Here is an 18807-nt window from a genome sequence, read left to right on the forward strand (position 1 = left end):
CGCCTCAGCCGCGCCCGACAAAGGGCATCTTGGTCGCCATCACCGTCACGAACAGCGCGTTGGACCCCGCCGGCAGACAGGCCATATAGGACAATGTGCGCGCGACGTCCCGCACATCCATGCGCGGTTCCGCCTGCATCGATCCATCAGGTTGCAGGACACCCTCGGCCATGCGTTCCGTCATTTCGCTGGCGGCGTTGCCGATGTCGATCTGGCCGCAGGCGATGTCGAACTTGCGACCGTCCAGCGCCAGCGATTTCGTCATGCCGGTAATGGCGTGCTTGCTCGCCGTGTAAGGGAGCGACAGTGGTCGCGGTACCGATGCCGAGATCGAACCGTTGTTGATGATGCGGCCGCCGCGCGGAGACTGCCGGCGCATCAAGCCGAACGCGGCCCGCGCGCACAGGAACGCACCCGTGACATTTGTGGCCATGATCTCGTGCCACGTATCCACCGGCAACTCGTCAAGTTCGACGGCAGGCGTATTTCGGCCGGCGTTGTTGAACAGCAGGTCCAGTCGCCCGAAAGTCCCCTCAATCTGTGCGAACACGCGGTCTACTTCCTCTTCCTTGCCAATATCGGCCGGAACAACCAGATGCCCTTGCCCCGCCAGGGCCTCGCGCGTCTGCTCCAGTGGTTCGGACCGCCGTCCGGTCAGGGCCAGCGTGAATCCATCCTGCGCCAGCGCCTCGGCACAGGCGCGCCCCACGCCGCTGCCCGCGCCTGTGATCAACCCGAATTTCCCGACCATCAGATAGGTTCCCCTGCTTTGCTCTCAGTGAGTTATGCTAATATAATAACCCGGATAAATGTACACCGGCTTGTCCCGGTATCCACGCCGTAAAATAAAGAGCACCATAGCATGATCGACCTGTATACATGGACCACACCCAACGGGCGCAAGGTCTCCATCCTGCTCGAGGAACTGGGGGTGCCCTATACCGCCCACGCAATCGATATCGGCAAGGACGAACAGATGACGCCGGAATTCCTGGCCATCAGCCCCAACAACAAGATCCCTGCGATCGTCGACCAAGAGAACGGTCTGCACCTGATGGAATCCGGCGCGATCATGGTTTATCTGGCGGACAAATACCGCAGGTTCATTCCCGACGACCCCGAAGGACGCGCCCGTGTGCTGGAATGGCTGATGTGGCAGATGGGCGGCTTCGGCCCCATGGCGGGTCAGGCGCATCATTTCCTGCATTTCAATCCCGGCAAGGCCGAGTATGCGGAAACCCGCTTTCGCAACGAGGTGCGGCGGCTCTACAAGGTATTGAACACGCGGCTGGAGGGGCGCGAGCATGTCTGCGACGACTACAGCATCGCCGACATGGCGATCTGGCCCTGGGTCTCGCGCCATGAATGGCAGGAAATCGACCTGAAAGACTATCCGCATGTCCGCGCCTGGTATCAACGGCTTCTGGCCCGCGATGCGGTGAGAAAGGGATATCACGTGCCCAGAGCCGTGGGCGACATTCCTGCGGGCTAGAATTCAGCAAGGCGTGCGGGGAGCAACTGCGCTGACGGGATCGGTCGGGCTCCAAATCCCGACCGATCCGCTCAAAGATATTTCGTCGGGATCGCGGTGGTGAATTTCAGCTCTTCCATCGAGATCATCGAGTTCACATGCGAGAAATCGAGGCGTTCGATCATCCTTTTGTAAACCGCATCATAAGCGGCCATATCTGGCACCGTCATGCCACCGAACTTGGCCTTCCAGACGTAAAGGTGCCTTCCGACATCCCGTGTTTGCGGCACAGGTCGGCGCTCTTCGCGCCCGCCTCATGTTCGGTCAGAATCCCGATCATCTGCTCTTCTGTCTATCCTGATCGCTTCATTCTCCGTCCCTTCGTTAGGCCGGTCTCTAATTCCAGATGGAGGAAAAATCCCGTGGCAGGTCACCGCCAATACGCTCTTTGCTCTGGTCCGTGAGTTCGACATGCAGACCGAGGACTTGGGCGCGGTGATCCACGAAGCCATCCCGGCGACCGCTTACAGGCGGGACGGTGCGGAATGGGTGATTGAAACGCCCGATGGGACCGTGGGGGCACGTGCCGCCCTGGGTTGGCCCGAAGCGGAACTGGCCTTACCATTGACCGAGCCGCAACCCTTCCCGCTTCACGCGATCGTGAGGCGCGTGGCCCCTGCCTATCTCGCCTGGCTGAAACGCCAGGACCTGCGCGAACCCGACCTGTAAGGAGGATGCGATGAGCCCGACTGAAACCACCGTGCCGGAGGGCATGGATATCAACGACATCCCGATCCTGTTGCGACGCAGGATCGAGGCGATGATCCTGAAGCATGTGCTTGATGTGATCACCGAACGCTCGGGTCGCGAAGAGGGCGAAGCGGTGATCGGTGAAACCTGCTCGCGCTCGGCAATCGAACAGGGCGAACAGCTTGCCCAGGCACTTGGGCATGCACCCGATCTCGGGGATTTTGCCGATATCATGCCCAACTGGACGCGCGAGGATGCGCTTCGGATCGAGATGGTCGAGGCGAGCGAAACCAGGATGGATTTCAACGTCACCCGGTGTCGCTATTCCGAGATGTATCGCGAAATGGGGCTGGGGGACATCGGCCATCTGCTGTCCTGCAACCGCGATGGCGATTTCTGTATCGGCTACAATCCCGAAATCGAGCTGACCCGGACGCAAACGATCATGAAGGGCGCGTCGCATTGCGATTTCCGTTATCGGATGAAGAAGGACGCCTGACATATGGCCATCGAAAACCAGGTCTCCAAAGAGGTGGAGAGCCTGACCGCGTTTCGACGGGACGGTGATCTTCATCTTCCAACCACCCGAAGAGGGAGGAGCAGGTGCCAAGGCGATGATCGATAACGGCCTGTTCACATGCCGGCCAGGCATTCAATGTGGTGCCGCAGGATGTGACACTCATCTGTACGGTACGCACCCTGCATGACGGCGTTCGCAACCACATGAAGCGGCAAATGGAACCCATGGTGAAAAACACCGCTGCTGGTTTTGGCGGAGGTGCCGGCACAATGCGCCGTTCCGGAAAGGTCAGAGGATGAAATCCGTTTCCAGAAGGTCAGGGGTGTTGCTGAGATTGATGCGCATGTCGATCGTGCCGTCGCCATCCACATCGACAAGCACCCGCGCGGTGCCATTACCGGCCGCCACGAAACGCAACTCGGCATTGCCCGCGCCGGAAAACGCCCCTGATCCGATAAAGTCGATTTCATCGGCCACCGAGGACAGATCGATCCGATCCTCGCCCTGCTGGAAATCCTTGATCCGGTCGGCCAGCGCGCCGCGCTCGGAGGCATCGGCGCTGCGGAACTGAAAGACGTCACTTCCCGCGCCACCGAAGAGGAGATCGCTTCCGCGACCGCCAGAGATCAGATCGTCGCCCGCACCGCCCCGCAGAACATCATCGTCGGCATTTCCGAAAAGCCTGTCATCTCCCTTGCGGCCGACAGCGTGTCTTGTCCCCGGCCACCAAGAAACTTGTCATCACGCGCCCCGCCTTTCAGCATGTCGTCCCCGTCCATCCCCCGGACAGCGAATGGCCTGCTCTCGCTGCCCACGCGCCCGTCACCGACAGAAGTAAACACGTCATCGCCCCAGCCCAGGTTCACGGGGCCGGTAATTACACCGTGGTTCTCGATAAGGTCATGGTCACTGGATGAAAGAGCACCTTCGTTTCCAGTGAAGACCGAACCGGAGATCCTGCCGGTGTTAATCAGCTGGTCGATACCGTCGCCAAGCACGACATCGCCGATCAGTTCACCCTCGTTGCGGATCAGCGTTTCGATCTGGCTTGCACTGAATATGGAATACTCTCTGCCGCTTATCGTCCCGGTATTGAGGATCTCACGCAGATATTCGCGTTGGAGCACTTCACCGTCCAGCGTGACTGACTCGAACTGAAAGCCCTTTTGGCCGGTGAGATACACGCCGGCCCGGAGCCAGCCGTCATGCCCCTCAAGTCCGAACCCGGTGATATCGAACGCATTCTGGAATGTGCCGATATACGCATATTCGATGCTGCCCGCATCGGACTGCGTGGTAAAGTCGATCTTGGCCGGATATTTCGGGAGATCCGTCTCGATCACGCAATAGCAGATATTCCCCTCGCCAATCCCTTCGGAAAGTCCGCCCATCGTCATCACCTTGCAACTCGTCAAAAAACGGGATGCTGGTACCCCTGTTCCGATCGAATGTCCATTCAATTCCCGAAATGTCCGGGGTCACGCTCTCAGACGCGCGCCCTTGGGATCGAAGGCGGGCGCGGCGAGGATGCGGGCGCTGTGCGGGATGCCCAGTATCATCACGTTGACCTCGTCCCCGGGTCCGGCGATCTGCGGATTTGCATAGCCGATGGCGAGCGACTTGCCGACCGAATAGCCATAGGCACCCGACGTCACCCGGCCAACGGATCGGCCATCCGGCGTGAAAACCGGTTCGCCCCCGCTCGCATCGGCATCATGCGTGGCGTCGATTTCGAAAAAGCTCAGGCACTCGCGCGGGGCATTCTCCCTGATCGACAGATAGGCCGCCTTGTGCAGAAAATCCTTGTCCAGCCTGATCAGACCGTCCAGCCCGACCTCCTGCGGCCAGTATTCCTGGCTGTATTCGCGCCCCCATGATCCATAACCCTTTTCGATCCGCAGCGCCGCCAGTGCACGGCCGCCTACCGGGCCGCCACCGCATTCCCGGGCCGCCGCCAGCAACGCGGCGTAGAGCTTTACCTGATCCGCCTCGGCACAGTGAAGTTCCCAACCCAGATCGCCGGTAAAGGACACGCGCATCGCGAGGCATTCCACCCCGCCAACCTCGATGGTGCGCGACCGCATGAAACGGAAGGCGTCATTGGTCAGGTCTGCATTGGTCAGGCGCTGCAACATCTCGCGCGACCGGGGTCCCGCGACGTTGAAGCCCGCGATGCGGTTCGTGGCCACCTCGAACGTCGTCGCTTCGGGAAGTTCGACCATGTTGAAAAAACGCTGATGATACCGCTCGGCCATACCGGAGCCGATCATCATGTAACTGTCATCGCCCGTCATGGTGATGGTGAAATCGCCAGCGATCCCGCCGCGCACCGAGATCAGCGGTGTCAGGCAGGACCGACCGATTTCGGTCGGCACCCGGTTGGCGACCAGCGCGTCAAGCCAGCTTCGCGCGCCCGGCCCCTTCACCACGTAATTGGCAAAATTCGAAATGTCGATGATCCCGACATTCTCGCGCAACATCCTCGCCTCTCGCCCCACCGGTTCCCACCAGTTCTGGCGGGTAAAGCTGTTGCTGTCGGTGACGCCGGGTCTGTCTGCAAACCACAGCGGATGTTCCCAACCGCAATTCATGCCAAAGACGCAGCCCATCTCTTTCTGCATCTCATGGGCCGGGCGCACCCGCGCGGGACGGCCCGCGCTGCGTTCCTCGTTCGGGAAGTGGATGGCAAAGCGGTTGGCGTACTGATCCTTTACGCGGGCCGTGGTGAATGCCTTGTCCGCCCAGTCGCCAAAGCGGGCGAGATCCCAGGCAAACATGTCGTATTGCGGCTCGCCATCGATCATCCATTGCGCCGATAGCAGGCCCAGGCCGCCGGACTGGGAAAAGCCGGGGATGATGCCACCACACAGGAAGTAGTTCCGCAATTCGGGCACCGGACCCCAGAGCGCATTGGAATCGGGCGACCAGATCATCGGGCCGTTGATCACCCGCTTGACACCTGCGGTTTCGGCGCAGGGGACACGTTCGGTTGCACGGATGACGTTGTCCATGATCCGGTCGAGATCGTCGGGGAACAGGTCATGGGCAAAATCCAGCGGCGTGCCCTCTTGCGCCCAAAACCGCATGTCGCGCTCATAGGCGCCGATCAGGAAACCATTGCCTTCCTGGCGGAAGTAATATTCACCGTCGCGATCGGCAATAGACGGCAGACGGCGACCCAGCCGGGCGACCTCGGCAATGGTCTCGGTCACGAAATACTGGTGTTCGGTCGGTTGCAGAGGCAAGGTGAGACCGGCGAGTGCCGCGACCTCGCGCCCCCACAGCCCCGCCGCATTGACGACCCACTGAGCGTGGATATCGCCCTTTTCGGTGCGCACGATCCAGCTGCCGTCCGGTTGCTGATCGGTACCGATCACCGGGCAGAACCGCTCGATCTCGGCCCCCATCGCGCGGGCGCCCGCCGCATAGGCCATGGTCACGCCCGAGGGATCGACATTGCCGCCTTCGGGTTCGAACATGATGCAACGCACGTCGTCGAACCGCGCCAGCGGATGAAGCTCTTTTGCCTCTTCGCGACTGACTTCGTAGAAATTCAGCCCGTAGAATTTTGCCTTGGCCGCCTGCAACCGCAACTGGTGTTCCCGCTCCCTGGTCTGGGCCAGATAGAGCGAACCGGGCTGGAACACGCCACAGCCCTGCCCGGTTGCCTGCTCGAGTTCCTTGTAGAGGTTCATCGTATAGTGCTGGATGCGGGTGATGTTGTTGTTGTCATGCAGCCCATGGATATTGGCCGCGGCGTGCCAGGTCGAGCCGGAGGTCAATTCGTTCCGCTCCAGCAGGACAACATCGGTCCAACCGAGTTTCGCGAGGTGATAAAGGATCGAGCAACCGACAAGCCCGCCACCGATCACAACGGCCTGCGCATGGGTTTTCATCGAAATTCTCCTGTCGAACTGTCAAAAATATACCGTGGGGTGATGGCCGCACGGTCTCGGCTACTCCCAATAGACCCCGAGGTCGCGCCGGATCGCTTCGGTCTGCTTGATCCGCTCCTCGGCCGCGTCGCCCAGATGCGCAGCCAGCATGCTCATCATCGCTTCCAGCAGCACGACAGCGGGCGCATAGGACGGGAAGAAATGCGGACTGTCTGCGGGCAAGACGAAATAGTCGCTGGCAAATGCAAGGGCCGGGCAGGTATGCGAGTCGGTAATCAGCACGACATGGGCCCCACGCCCTGCCGCCAGTTCCGCCGCCCTGATGGGCGCGGCGGTAAACAGCGACTTGGAAATCAGGATGACAACGTCGTCCGCCGTCGCCGTGGACACAGCGCGCGACATCGACGTTCCATCATCTGCAACAAGCCGCCAGTTGTCGGTGATCCATACGGCCATTTCGTCGAGATACCTCGCGAGCGCCTGGGACATTGCACCCGCCAGAAGCCACACCCGCCGCGCGCCGGCCAGTTTTTCGACCACGCGCACGGTCTTTTGCATGTTGATCGAATTGACCAGCTCGGAGATATTCCTCAGATTTGCCTCGGCCTGCTGGACAAACAGCGCACCCGGACCGTCAGCCCCGAGGGTTTCGCACTGCAAATCGCGGGCCTTGTCGGCAAAACTCGCCCTGGGCGTCGTCAGCGCCACGCGGCACAGCGCGCGCACTTCGTCATGATTTCTGAGGCCAAGCGCACGGCTCAAGCGCGAAAAGGTCGTGGGAGACATCCCGCTGGAGGCCGCGACCGAGCGCAGGCTTTGCGTTGCCACGTCAATCGGGTTGGCGACGACGTAATCCGCAGCTTGCTGCAAACCCTCGGTAAGTTCGCCATACCGTGCGGACACAAGATCAGTGATGGATCGTCCATCCGCCATCGAATCGCTCCCTTTCGGGCGGTCATGTATGGCCATGTTACATTTGTTCTTAAAATTATCAAACTCAAAAACAAATGATCCCGCCACTGGCTTTCGGATACCGAAGGCTACCTGCAAAAGCGTCAGGTGCCGATTTGCCTGTCAGCGCGACGGAACAGAGCGTGTCCGGTGCCCGATCATTGCACAACCCGCAACACGGGCGCGGCGGCTGTCTGCCGTATGGCGCCACCCACTCCGCAGGAGAAGCGCGTGGCGAATTGCAGGGCGGTGCGGATCACGACCGGGTCCATTCTGCCCCGGGTGATTTGATACACACAGTCCCGCGCCTCCGGCGTCTGATCGCGGCGCATGTTGTGAATCATGCCGATCAGCAGCCACTCGTCTCGGGTCACCGTGTGCTTGTCGTCGATGCACAGCGGATCCTGAAAGGTCAGCCCCTCGGTGCGGCAATGCAACAATGCCCTGACAAGCTTTTGCAGATGATACGCGACACTCAGACCAACGGATTCGTCCCATTGCTCCACCGCGATCACGAATGCCCGGTGCCAGCAGTGATGTTCCGGCTGAGTGAGAGACAGCACGAGATGACGTGCCATCGGCAAGACCGCCCGCTCGAAATCGTCGCATTGCAACTGGCTGATGTGCAGAACGTTGGGGCACGTTGTCATGGATAACCTGCTCATGCATTTCGCCGTTCTGGTTGCAGAGGGATGGGAAACAATCGGGTTACGTTTGCAGGCAGCGCGGCCTCTGACAGTTCGACAGTGAGAGAGGGACCAGCCGCTGTGGACGGGAACCGCAACTGAGCCTCGATTGCGCGTCTCAGAACAGGATTCAGACCGCTTCCGGCACGTTGCGCCTGATCGTCGGTCGCAAGCAGGAACCTGAGCGTATTCATCAGAGCGCCGCCGGTCTCGCCCGTTCGCTCGGGCCGCTCCCATCTTTTTCTGAAAACACGGTGGCGAGGCTTTTCAGCTGCTCCATCACATCGTCGGTCGGATTGCCTTCGCACAGCATGAGAAGTTGCAGACCCGCCCGCTCCGGCCGACCCTGCCGCGCAGAACGGATTGCGGTGATCAGCCGCCGTTCGTGTTCCGTCAGTATCTGCGAGCACACGGGACAGGTTGGTGAACTGAACGAAAACACCGATGACCGGCTTTCCCGCATCGCCTGCAGGACATGCATCAGACGGTGGGCGATCCGCACGCCATCCTTTTCGCCCCACATATCCTCTGCCGTCACGAAGCCATCAATCCATGCGCCATTCCCGGTCGGCGCAAAGCTCTGGCAGAACTTTCGGATGACGATCAGGCAGTTCAGGTCATCCGGTTCAAGGTCGGCGTGAATGACCAGGCTTTCCTTGTCTGAAAGTTGGCGCATGCAGGGGGTGTCGTTGAGTTTGCGGGAATGTCTCATGCAGGCTCCGGATGTCGGGTGTTAGTGAAATGCCGGGCGGATTTGCTTGCAAATGTGACTGGGCACGCCTTTCTTGACAACAAAAGTCAGATATAGCAAGCCCCTTCGACAGCGATATTCCAACGATGCGGCAACACGCAGGATTTGTGGAATATCTCGGCTTTTCACGCACGGATTTGAAAGCCGGAAAAGGACGAGCACGGTACGTGCAACGTCCTGGAGAATAACAATTGGGGTATTGTGATGGCCGGTTGCCACGCGCAACCGGGCCGTTCACCGATCTTGAACTGCGGACGCCCGACAAAGGCGCCCGCAGTTTTTCCGCAGCAACTGCGTCACAGCAAAGCGAAACCCAAAAGCGCAATTGCGGCGGCAATCAGGATATAGGGCAGTTGAGTCAACGCGTGATCCATCGGCTCGACATCCGTGGCGGTCGCAGAAAGCACGGTCGAATCGCCGTAGAAACACGCGTGGCTGCCAAATGCGCCGGCGGAAACCACCGCGCCAATCGTCAGGGCCGGATCGACCCCCAGTTCAGCGCCGAGCGGCAGCACGATCGGCAGCGCGATGGCGTACATGCCCCAGAAACTGCCGGTCGCGAAGGCGATCAGGGCGAGCGCGCCAAAGCAGATCGACGGCAGCAGGGCGGCAGACATGAAGGGACGCACGCTTTCGATCACGAGATCGGTCAACCTGAGCGTATCGTTCACGTCCTTGAGCATGAAAGACACGACGATGATGGCAATGGCAGGGAGCATTCCCTTGATGCCCTCCATGGCATAGTCGAACATCTGGTTGAACGTCAGAACGCGCTGAATACCATAGAAAACCAGCGTGATGACAAGCGCCGCAGAGACCCCCATCAGAATATCGATGCCGAACCACCACGTGAAGAACAGCAGGCTTGCAATGGGGACGACAAAGTTCCAGATGTTCGGGTCGCCCTTGAACTCGTGGTCGATCGTCAGTGCTCCGCCCCGCGCGGTGATCGTGCTTTCGCCACGTGCGGCCTTGTCCTCGGCCTTTTTCATCAGACCGATTGCCGGCACGACGCCAAGAGCGACAAGCGGTACAAGCAGAGCGGCGGCAATGGGATAGAGCATGTAGGGGATCGCCCCGATATAGGTGCGGAACCCTTCGCCATCGCCCGCAACGCCGTTGGCTTCCAGCAGACCGGAGACATAGACTGCCCATGTCGACAGCGGGATCAACACGCAGATCGGCGCGGCGGTCGTATCGACGATATAGGCCAGCATCTGGCGCGACACCTTGTGTTTATCCGTGAGGCCCTTCATCGACGACCCGACCGTCAGTGCGTTCAGGTAATCGTCGATGAAGATGACAAGCCCGAGCACCCATGTGGTCATCAGCGCCGACTTGCGGCTGCGAACAAACTTCACCAGCTTGCCGCTAAAGGCCTGCGCACCGCCGGAATGCACGATCAGATGCGTCAGCGCGCCAAACAGGCTGACCGCCAGCAATATCCAAATCATCGTGCCATCGGCGAGCACCGATTGCGCGCTTTCCAGCGTTTTCGACATGACATCGCTGGTGGCGATCATCGCATATCCGACGATCACGCCTGCGATCAACGGCTCCAGCGACCGCCGCGACCAAACCGCGAGCACGATCACCACCAATGTGGGCACCAATGCCAGAATTCCGGGATCTTCCACGTTCTCCTCCTCCTTTATTTTCGTCCTGGTCTCTTGTCTCAGGCCGGAACGGGGCGTCGTTTACGCCTGCCTTCCTGCATCAGCCTAGCGAAGCGGCCAATGAAAATTCAGTGACCTGTTGGGGTTAGGGATACTTCTTTAGGGGTACACGCAGACCGCGCGCTGCCGCCGCCATCGGTTGCGGGGCGGGCTGGTTCGGCAGTGATCTGCAACGTTCCGGCCGCCCGCGCGTTTACGTGATTTCGCGACGGATGTCGCCGTGACCGTCGCTGTACTCCGTTCTGGTGACTGTTTCAGGCAACCCGCCCTGACCTAGATTGTGCCCAGGACAGCGATTTGCCTGACAAGAGGAGGAGACGAGATGGGATATCCGGATTCATATTACGCAGCCACCGCAAGCGGTGCCGACGCGTTTCCGCCTTTGACAGAAAGCACCGAGGTCGAAACCTGCATCATCGGCGGTGGTTATGCCGGCCTCTCGACGGCGCTTGGACTGGTAGAACGCGGGCACAAGGATGTGGTCCTGATCGATGCGGAAGGTATCGGGTTCGGGTGTTCGGGACGGAACGGCGGGTTTGCTTTTGGCGGGTTCTCGCTGCATGAGCACGGCCTGATCAAGGCTGTCGGCAAGGAAAAGGCACGTGAGCTTTACGGCTTTACCACCGAGGGGATCGAACTCATCCGGCACCGCATCGGGAAATACGACATAGACTGCGATGCGATATGGGACGGCGTATTGCTGTGCAACTGGTTCAAGGACGAATCCATACTGACCGATCATCGGCGTTTCATGGCGGACAGTTTCGGCGTCGAACTGGATTACATCGCGCCGGATGAACTGCGCGAGACCGTGAAATCCCACCGCTATAACGGCGCGCTGGTCGAAAAGAACGCCTTTCACTTCCATCCGCTGAAATATGCTCTGGCCCTTGCCGCAGAGGCCGCAAAGCAGGGTGCGCGCCTATATTCGAATACCCCCGCAACGCAGATCAAGGCCGACGGACCGATCAAGGAGGTGCACACCCCGAACGGCACGATCCGGGCAAAACGCATCGTGATTGCTTGTGGCGGATATCTTGAGGGCCTCTACAAACCTCTGGCGCGAGCATCGTTGCCGATCTCGACCTATGTGATGGTGACCGAACCGCTCGGCGCGCGCCGGGATGACGCCTTTACCTGCCAACACGCGATCTACGATACGCGCTTTGCCTTTGATTATTATCGCCCGCTGGTGGACGGCCGGATCATGTGGGGCGGGCGCGTGGCCACGAACCTGACCGAACCGAAGAACCTCAGGGATCTGCTGTATCAGGATTTGCTCAAAGTCTATCCGCAGATGGAAGGCGTAAAAGTCGACTACGCCTGGCAAGGTTGGATGAGCTGGTCGGCCCACAAGATGCCTCAGATCGGCGAAGAGCGACCCGGAGTCTGGTACGCGCAAGCCTTTGGCGGCCACGGTGTCGCGGCAACGAACGTGACAGGTGACATGCTGGCCGCGGCGATTGCCGAAAACGACCAGCGGTATCGCAAGCTGGCGGACCGGTTCGGCCTGACCTCGACCTTCGGCCCCTTGGGAAAGATCGGAGCCGAGGTGACATATCAATACTACATGATGCGCGACCGACTGAAAGAGTGAACCGGCTCGGCCTGCGCATACGCGATCTCTGCAAAATGAAAGGAAGACACACATGGCGAAATTCATGCAAAAAATGCTGCCCGATGGTCCGGACGGAACACTGGAACAGGTCAGCCTGGTTGACCGCGCGAACGTCGTCTCGGGCGATCCCGATGAGCGCGCCGCGCTGTTCTTCAGCAAGAAGGGCGTGACGGCCGGCGTCTGGGAATGCGGAGCCTACAAGGAACGCATCGAAAACCGCCCGATCGAAGAGATGTGCGTTGTCCTGTCGGGCGAAGTCACGCTTTCGACCGACGATGGCGCGTCCGAGACCTACGGACCCGGAGACAGCTTTCTGTTTCGTCGCGGCTTCACCGGATATTGGGAAACCAGGGGCCGGTTCCGCAAGTATTTCTTTTCGGCATCATAAACGTTGTCACGAAACTGCCGCCCTGGCTGATCTCTCCGGGCGGGCGCATCCTCTGCAAAACCGAACCCCGTTTCCCCGAATTTACAGTTCATCAAGGCCCGTCACATGCAGCTTCACATCAATGCGGATCGCCTCTGGCAAAATCTCATGGACATTGCACAGATCGGGGGCACCACCAGGGGTGGATGCAACCGGCAGGCGCTCACCGATCTGGACATTAAAGGGCGCACCCTGTTCGCGTCCTGGTGCACGCCCTGCGGTTTTGACATCACCTACGATGCGGTCGGCAACATGTTTGCGCGGATGAAAGGCCGCGACGACACCTTGCCGCCGCTGGTCATCGGCAGCCATCTTGACACGCAGCCGACCGGCGGCAAGTTCGACGGGGTGCTGGGAGTGCTTGCCGGGCTTGAGGTCATGCGGGTTCTTTCGGAAAACGATCTCGTGCCGGAACGTCCGGTCGAGGTGGCCTGCTGGATGAATGAAGAAGGCGCGCGATTTGCCCCGGCTATGATGGGATCCGGTGTCTATTCGGGCATGGTTGGCCTCGAGGAGATCCGCGCATCGAAAGATCACGACAAGGTTTCGGTGGGTGAGGAATTGGATCGCCACGGTTACGCCGGCATGCCGCATCCGACCGACAAGATCATACACTCCTACCTTGAACTGCACATCGAACAGGGGCCGGTGCTCGAACGGGAAGACAAGACCATCGGTATCGTCACCGGTGCGCAGGGCATCCGGTGGTATGACATATCGATTTCCGGTCAGGAGGTGCATGCAGGTCCGTTCCCGATGGCGATGCGGCGCGACCCGGTTGCCGCCCTGCCCGCCCTGTTGCAGGGCGTCCGGGACATCGGCACGATCGACACGCACGCAAGGGCCACGATCGGGCAGCTGAACGCATCCCCCGGCAGCAGGAATGTGGTGCCCGGTGAGGTTTCGCTGACCGTCGATCTGCGCCATCCGAACGAAGACACATTGACCGAAATGCACAGCAGCCTTGAGGCTCTGCTCGAACGGCTTCAGAGGGATCTTGCGGAACTCGACATCCGATCGAACCTGATCTGGCACTCGCCTGTCGTCGCCTTTGACCCCACATTGATCGACGCCGTTCGCAAAGGGGTCGCCGGTCATGGCTACAGCCATCTGGATCTCGTGTCCGGCGCCGGACATGATGCCCTGATGGTGGCGCGGAAGGTTCCGACCACGATGATCTTCATCCCGTGCCGCGACGGGCTCAGCCATAACGAGGCCGAGCATACCGAACCGTACCAGGTCGAGGCGGGCGCCAACGTTCTCTTGAGTGCGGCCTGTAACATCCTCGGACTCAGCCCGACGTAGAGGTTTTCGACGCGAAATAGTGATAAAGCGGATCTTCGGAACTTGTCGGCGGGGCCGCCATCACCGCAGAAAGAAACAAAGAGAGAAGCTCGCCCTGCGAGGCGATGTTGAGCTTCTGGTAAACCCGACGACGGTGAACCTTTATGGTTTCGGGGCTGTTATCGAATTCCCGTGCGATGGATTTGCTGGAATGACCCTGCAGGATGAGGCGCACGATATCGGATTCGCGCGGGCTGAGAACGCTCTTGCCGAACGCCTTGAAGGCCGCTTCCAGCTGCGCGGCCAGACGCCCCGTACCGTCGGTCTGGACCGGTGTCAGGCGCGTCCAGTGCCGCTTTATCAGCGCGTAGATCGCCGGCAGTGCCAGGGAAAGACGCCAAGGGTTGGTGCCATGCCCGGTTTCCTCTGCGCCCATGGAAATGCAGATCGCGGAACTCTCGCCGATATGGACCAGAATGCCACATTCATCCTGAAGCCCCATATCCCTGTAAAAAAGCTGATAATACTCGCTCGTCTTGAAGTTGTCCGGCGCGATATCGCCCAGCAGCAAGAGTTCGTCGCCGCGATGTTCCCTGAACCGCTGAAAGAAAGGATCGAGAAAATACGCGACCTTCAGATACATCTCCAGCGCCTTGAGATGGCGTTCGCTTGAATGGTTCGAATAGAGTTCGACAATCGGGTCACGGTCGAAAAACGCGGTCAGGTAGACTTTTTCGGCCCCGACAAGTTCCATGCACAATTGGCAGATCAACTCGGGAAATCGCTCGGTGCCGACCGCATTGATACAGGCCGCAAACCGCGCGAAATCCTCTTGGCCGAAACGCGCATCCGCGATGTCGTGATGTTGCATGCTGCCCTTCCTTTATGCCGCAGCTTATCGGTTTGATTTATTTTCACAATCAAAAGCAAATGCACCCGGCAGCGATGCGAAAAACAGTTGTGCCCGCAGGAGTCGGCCGGAAAACCACCAGTTCTCGACCAAGGCAGATCGGGCGGCATCCGGAGCCGGCACCGCAGGCAAAACTGCCGGAAAGGCGTGGCTCGGGCAGATCGTATCGTCAGCTGCCCGGCGCCGCTCCGATCGACTCACGTTCGATGAGGTTCGTCGGGATCTGCAGCTTGCGCGGCGCGCTCGTGCTGCCGTTCAGCCGTTCGATCAGGCACTCCGTCGCCCGCGCACCGAAGCGATAGGTCGGCTGATCCACCACGGATACGGAGGGCGAGGCAATTCTCGTCCAATCCGCGTCAAACCACGAAACAAAAGACAGGTCCCGCGGTATTCTGATACCGGCGCTGGCGAGCGCGCGGAATACATCCGCACCAATGATGCTGTCGGAAGCGAGGACGGCGGTGATACGTGGCTGCCGCTTCAAGAGCGTGGCAACGATGCCGAAGATCCTGTCTTCGTCGACGGCATTGGTAAAGATCAGCTGCTCCGGCTGCGCGACCCCCGCCTCTCGCGACGCGTCTACAAAGCCACGCAGACGTTCGCGAACCGCCGAAATGGGAACACCGCCCAGATTGTCACCCTGCAGGACCGGATCGGTCAAGGCGGTGACATAGGCGATTTCGCGGTGCCCGTGATCCTGCAACCGTCGCATCACATGCCGCGCCGCGTCGTAATCCGCGCCGTAGACCGCATCGGCATCGAGAGCAGCAAGATCACGATCAAGCGTCACGACGGGCGTGCCCGAAGCGATTGCGGTCTCGAGATGATCGACAACCCGGGAATCCGTCGGCGCAACGATGAGTCCCGCCACGCGCTGGCGAAGGAGCACGCCAACCATTTCCCGCTCCTGTTCCACGGCTTCGCTCGAATTCGTGATGATGACATTCAGGCCCGCCGCCCTGGCGGTATCGGATATGCCTCGCACCGCCTTGCTGAAAAATGCGTTCTCGATATCGCCGACGACGACGCCGATCAGACCCGTGCGACCGGTGCTCATCGAACGCGCAAGATCGTTGCCCACGTACCCCAGTTGCGCCGCGGCACGGTTCACCGCTTCGCGGGTACTCTCGCTGGCCACGCCATAGCCGCCCAGCACCCGCGCCGCAGTTGCTTTCGATACTTTCGCGGCGCGCGCCACGTCTGCGACCGTCACAGAGCCAGTGTTAGACTTCATCCCGGGATCATCTGCTCGCTTTTCCGCATCTGTAACAAAATCGTTGACGCGAATCAAAACATTCCTGACAAATACATCTATTGAGACCGGTCTCATGATCTTCAGAATGCATTGACACCGGTATCATAATAGGTCGGTTCGCGCAGCTCACAGACGCGCCCTGACAGCAACAACAGTGGAGACTTATCGACATGATGCCCCCATTTATTTCTCATGCCGCGAAGACCGCAGTCGCGACATTCTGCGCCGCGGCACTTCTTTCCGCGACGGGCTCCCGGGCCGACGAGAACCCGTATAACCTGATCACACCCGGCACGGTCAGCGTGGGGTCGCTCGGCGACGCAAAGCCCTACGCCTTTACCAGCGCCACCGGCGAGTTCTCCGGCTTTGACGTGGAATTCCTCAAGAACGTGCTCGGACGGTTGGGCTTCGAAGAAGATCAAATTCTGTTCACGGGGCAGGAATTCGCTGCCCTGCTGCCTTCGGTGGCCAACGGGCGCTTCGATATTGCCGCGGCCGCCATCGGTATCACTGAACAACGCGCCAAGGTGGTCGATTTCACCAATGGCTACCTGGCGGGCTATCTGACGGTCCTGTCCGCCGACGATGACATCGGCGAGGACGTGGCAACGCTTGAGGGCAAGCGCCTTGGCGTGGTGCAGGGCACGTTGCAGGAACTCTATGCCAAAAAGAACTTCGACGGCGCCGCCATCGTGCAGTTCCCTGACAACAACACCGGCGTTGCGGCGCTCAACAATGGGACGATAGACGCCCATTTTCTCGATTACGAGGCGGCGAAGACCTATGGCGAACGCTATGATCTCGCGCTCAAGATCAACATTCCCTCATTCGATGCGCCGGCCGGCTTTGCGGTGCAGCCTGGCAATGACGCCCTGCGCGATGCGCTGAACGAAGCGATGCAGGCGGCCATGAACGATGGCACCTGGCGAGAGCTCTACCAGCAATGGTTCCCCGGTTCGCCCATGCCGGAACAATATCTCCCCAAGGACGGCTGACGCGGTCGTTCTCGCGGTCGCCACCCTCCCCGGCGGCCGCACCCTTGAATTCGTGACCGGGCAAAGCGCCCGAGGAGACCTTCCGCATGTGGCTAGAAAACCTCCGCCGAACCTTCCTTGACTGGGAGGCGATGGCCGAAATCCTGCCGATCATGATGACGACCGGCCTGAAGAACACGCTGATCCTCGCCTTTGCTTCGACGGTGATCGGTATTCTGATCGGCATCATTCTGGCGGTCATGGGCATTTCACGGTCACTCTGGCTGCGCGTGCCAGCCCGGATCTATACCGACATCTTCCGGGGTCTCCCCGCCATCGTCACCATCCTGCTGATTGGCCAGGGACTGGCCGGACTGGGCCGGGACCTGTTTGGGCCCTCTCCCTATCCCCTCGGCATCCTGGCCCTGAGCCTGATCGCAGGCGCCTATCTGGGCGAGATATTTCGCGCCGGCATCCAGAGCGTGCCCACCGGACAGATGGAGGCATGCCGCGCGCTGTCCATGAGCTACGGGCAGGGAATGCGGCTGATCGTGATTCCGCAGGGCATCCGGCGCGTGTTGCCGGCCATGGTCAACCAGTTCATCGCAAACGTGAAGGATTCCAGCCTGATCTATTTCCTGGGGCTGCTGGCGTCCGAGCGGGAAATCTTCCGCGTCGGTCAGGACGCCGCCGTGGTGACAGGCAACCTCTCTCCGCTGCTGCTGGCGGGTATCTTCTATCTCGCGATAACGGTCCCGCTGACCCATCTGGTGAATTATTTCGACCACCGTCTGCGCACCGGGAAATCGCCGCGGCGCGTGCAACCGACCAGCGGACTTGAGGAGGTCGAGGAACTGAGCAACGTCCGTCACGAGAACAATGACGCGACGCGGTTCGATGGTGGCAGCCTGTCGATCAAGGGGCTCCGGCTCTCCTACGGGCAACTCGAGGTGTTGCGCGGGATTGATCTCGAGATCCCGCAAGGCTCTGTCACCTGCGTCATCGGGCCGTCAGGTTCAGGCAAATCCACCTTGCTGCGCAGCCTCAACCGACTGGTCGACATGAATGCGGGCGAAGTACGGCTCGACGGCGTCGACATCCGCAGCATGAAACCGGAACGCCTGCGCGCGCGGGTCGGGATGGTGTTTCAGCATTTCAACCTGTTCCCCGATCACACGGCACTGGGCAACATCATGCTGTCGCTGACCAGGATCAAGGGGATGAGCAAAGACGAGGCGCGGCGGATCGCCGAAGCCCGCCTCGCCGATGTCGGTCTTCAGGGGCGGGGCGATCATCGTCCGAGCAGCCTGTCGGGCGGGCAGCAGCAACGCGTCGCCATCGCCCGGGCCCTCGCGATGGATCCGGAGGTCGTGCTGTTCGACGAAGTGACCAGCGCGCTCGACCCGGAACTGGTCAAGGGGGTACTCAACCTGATGGCGGACCTTGGACGCCGCGGCATGACCATGGTTGTCGTGACACACGAGATGGGTTTTGCCCGGCAGGTCGCTGACCAGATCGTTTTCATGGACGAGGGTCAGATTGTCGAACAGGGTCCACCCGAAGAGCTGTTCACCAATCCCAGGACCGACCGGCTGAAAAAGTTCTTCGCCGAAGTTCTCTAAACTGACAATTTCAGGA

The 18807-nt window shown here is 60.2% G+C and carries 18 protein-coding genes and 2 pseudogenes; 10 read left to right on the top strand and 10 right to left on the bottom strand.

Annotated features, from left to right (window positions below; genetic code table 11):
* Positions 1-4: 4 nt before the first annotated feature.
* Positions 5-751 carry an SDR family oxidoreductase gene (locus AB9K34_RS07345; protein WP_369953774.1) on the bottom strand — a complete coding sequence of 249 codons (747 nt, stop codon included), beginning with the start codon at positions 749-751 and terminating at the stop codon, positions 5-7.
* A 111-nt stretch (positions 752-862) separates the two neighbouring features.
* Here AB9K34_RS07345 and AB9K34_RS07350 point away from each other — a divergent pair, with 111 nt between their 5' ends.
* Positions 863-1492 (top strand): glutathione S-transferase family protein, encoded by a 630-nt coding sequence (locus tag AB9K34_RS07350; RefSeq protein ID WP_369953775.1) that lies wholly within the window; start codon positions 863-865, stop codon positions 1490-1492.
* A 194-nt stretch (positions 1493-1686) separates the two neighbouring features.
* Here the strand turns inward: AB9K34_RS07350 and AB9K34_RS07355 are convergent.
* A pseudogene (locus tag AB9K34_RS07355) lies at positions 1687-1811 on the bottom strand (transposase); the annotation flags it as partial.
* Positions 1812-1942: 131 nt separating this feature from the next.
* Between AB9K34_RS07355 and AB9K34_RS07360 the strand changes: the two are divergent.
* From AB9K34_RS07360 to AB9K34_RS07370, 3 genes are all read left to right on the top strand, one after another.
* Complete coding sequence (locus tag AB9K34_RS07360; RefSeq protein WP_369953776.1) at positions 1943-2200, top strand: hypothetical protein; 258 nt, start codon at positions 1943-1945, stop codon at positions 2198-2200.
* 10 nt (positions 2201-2210) lie between these two features.
* Positions 2211-2720: an L-2-amino-thiazoline-4-carboxylic acid hydrolase gene (locus AB9K34_RS07365; protein WP_369953777.1), complete on the top strand. Its 510-nt coding sequence runs from the start codon at positions 2211-2213 to the stop codon at positions 2718-2720.
* A gap of 64 nt (positions 2721-2784) precedes the next feature.
* Positions 2785-2928: a hypothetical protein gene (locus AB9K34_RS07370; RefSeq protein ID WP_369953778.1), complete on the top strand. Its 144-nt coding sequence runs from the start codon at positions 2785-2787 to the stop codon at positions 2926-2928.
* 101 nt (positions 2929-3029) lie between these two features.
* Here the strand turns inward: AB9K34_RS07370 and AB9K34_RS07375 are convergent, their stop codons facing one another.
* The 6 genes from AB9K34_RS07375 to AB9K34_RS07400 form a co-directional block, all read right to left on the bottom strand.
* On the bottom strand, positions 3030-3395 hold the full coding sequence (locus AB9K34_RS07375; RefSeq protein WP_369953851.1) for a M10 family metallopeptidase C-terminal domain-containing protein: 366 nt from the start codon (positions 3393-3395) through the stop codon (positions 3030-3032).
* 824 nt (positions 3396-4219) lie between these two features.
* Positions 4220-6637: an FAD-dependent oxidoreductase gene (locus AB9K34_RS07380; protein WP_369953779.1), complete on the bottom strand. Its 2418-nt coding sequence runs from the start codon at positions 6635-6637 to the stop codon at positions 4220-4222.
* A gap of 60 nt (positions 6638-6697) precedes the next feature.
* Complete coding sequence (locus AB9K34_RS07385; RefSeq protein WP_369953780.1) at positions 6698-7570, bottom strand: MurR/RpiR family transcriptional regulator; 873 nt, start codon at positions 7568-7570, stop codon at positions 6698-6700.
* 176 nt (positions 7571-7746) lie between these two features.
* Positions 7747-8238 (bottom strand): hypothetical protein, encoded by a 492-nt coding sequence (locus AB9K34_RS07390; RefSeq protein WP_369953781.1) that lies wholly within the window; start codon positions 8236-8238, stop codon positions 7747-7749.
* Positions 8239-8467: 229 nt separating this feature from the next.
* Entirely contained in the window at positions 8468-8986 is a 519-nt protein-coding gene (locus tag AB9K34_RS07395; RefSeq protein WP_369953782.1) for a hypothetical protein, read from the bottom strand.
* A 335-nt stretch (positions 8987-9321) separates the two neighbouring features.
* Positions 9322-10662, bottom strand: a complete 1341-nt coding sequence (locus AB9K34_RS07400) for a Na+/H+ antiporter NhaC family protein (protein WP_369953783.1) — start codon at positions 10660-10662, stop codon at positions 9322-9324.
* Between the two features lie 361 nt (positions 10663-11023).
* Here AB9K34_RS07400 and AB9K34_RS07405 point away from each other — a divergent pair, with 361 nt between their 5' ends.
* The 3 genes from AB9K34_RS07405 to AB9K34_RS07415 all read left to right on the top strand — a co-directional run bounded on the left by AB9K34_RS07405 (position 11024) and on the right by AB9K34_RS07415 (position 14051).
* A complete protein-coding gene (locus AB9K34_RS07405) occupies positions 11024-12298 on the top strand; it encodes an NAD(P)/FAD-dependent oxidoreductase (protein ID WP_369953784.1) in 1275 nt (424 codons plus the stop codon).
* Between the two features lie 52 nt (positions 12299-12350).
* Positions 12351-12707, top strand: coding sequence for a cupin domain-containing protein (locus AB9K34_RS07410; RefSeq protein ID WP_369953785.1), 357 nt, complete (start codon positions 12351-12353; stop codon positions 12705-12707).
* Positions 12708-12812: 105 nt separating this feature from the next.
* Entirely contained in the window at positions 12813-14051 is a 1239-nt protein-coding gene (locus AB9K34_RS07415) for a Zn-dependent hydrolase (protein WP_369953786.1), read from the top strand.
* Here the strand turns inward: AB9K34_RS07415 and AB9K34_RS07420 are convergent.
* Positions 14038-14901: a LuxR C-terminal-related transcriptional regulator gene (locus AB9K34_RS07420; protein ID WP_369953787.1), complete on the bottom strand. Its 864-nt coding sequence runs from the start codon at positions 14899-14901 to the stop codon at positions 14038-14040. The two genes, AB9K34_RS07415 and AB9K34_RS07420, sit on opposite strands and share 14 nt — an antisense overlap.
* 208 nt (positions 14902-15109) lie before the next feature.
* Positions 15110-16174: a LacI family DNA-binding transcriptional regulator gene (locus AB9K34_RS07425; RefSeq protein WP_369953788.1), complete on the bottom strand. Its 1065-nt coding sequence runs from the start codon at positions 16172-16174 to the stop codon at positions 15110-15112.
* A 191-nt stretch (positions 16175-16365) separates the two neighbouring features.
* Between AB9K34_RS07425 and AB9K34_RS07430 the strand changes: the two genes are divergently transcribed.
* The 3 genes and pseudogenes from AB9K34_RS07430 (at position 16366) to AB9K34_RS07440 (ending at position 18791) form a co-directional block, all read left to right on the top strand.
* Positions 16366-17190: an ABC transporter substrate-binding protein gene (locus tag AB9K34_RS07430; RefSeq protein ID WP_369953789.1), complete on the top strand. Its 825-nt coding sequence runs from the start codon at positions 16366-16368 to the stop codon at positions 17188-17190.
* A 155-nt stretch (positions 17191-17345) separates the two neighbouring features.
* Positions 17346-17954 (top strand): annotated as a pseudogene (locus tag AB9K34_RS07435) (amino acid ABC transporter permease); the annotation flags it as partial.
* 123 nt (positions 17955-18077) lie between these two features.
* Entirely contained in the window at positions 18078-18791 is a 714-nt protein-coding gene (locus tag AB9K34_RS07440) for an amino acid ABC transporter ATP-binding protein (protein ID WP_369953852.1), read from the top strand.
* Positions 18792-18807 lie beyond the last annotated feature (16 nt).

This window comes from Sedimentitalea sp. XS_ASV28, from assembly GCF_041224545.1.
GTDB lineage: Bacteria > Pseudomonadota > Alphaproteobacteria > Rhodobacterales > Rhodobacteraceae > Sedimentitalea.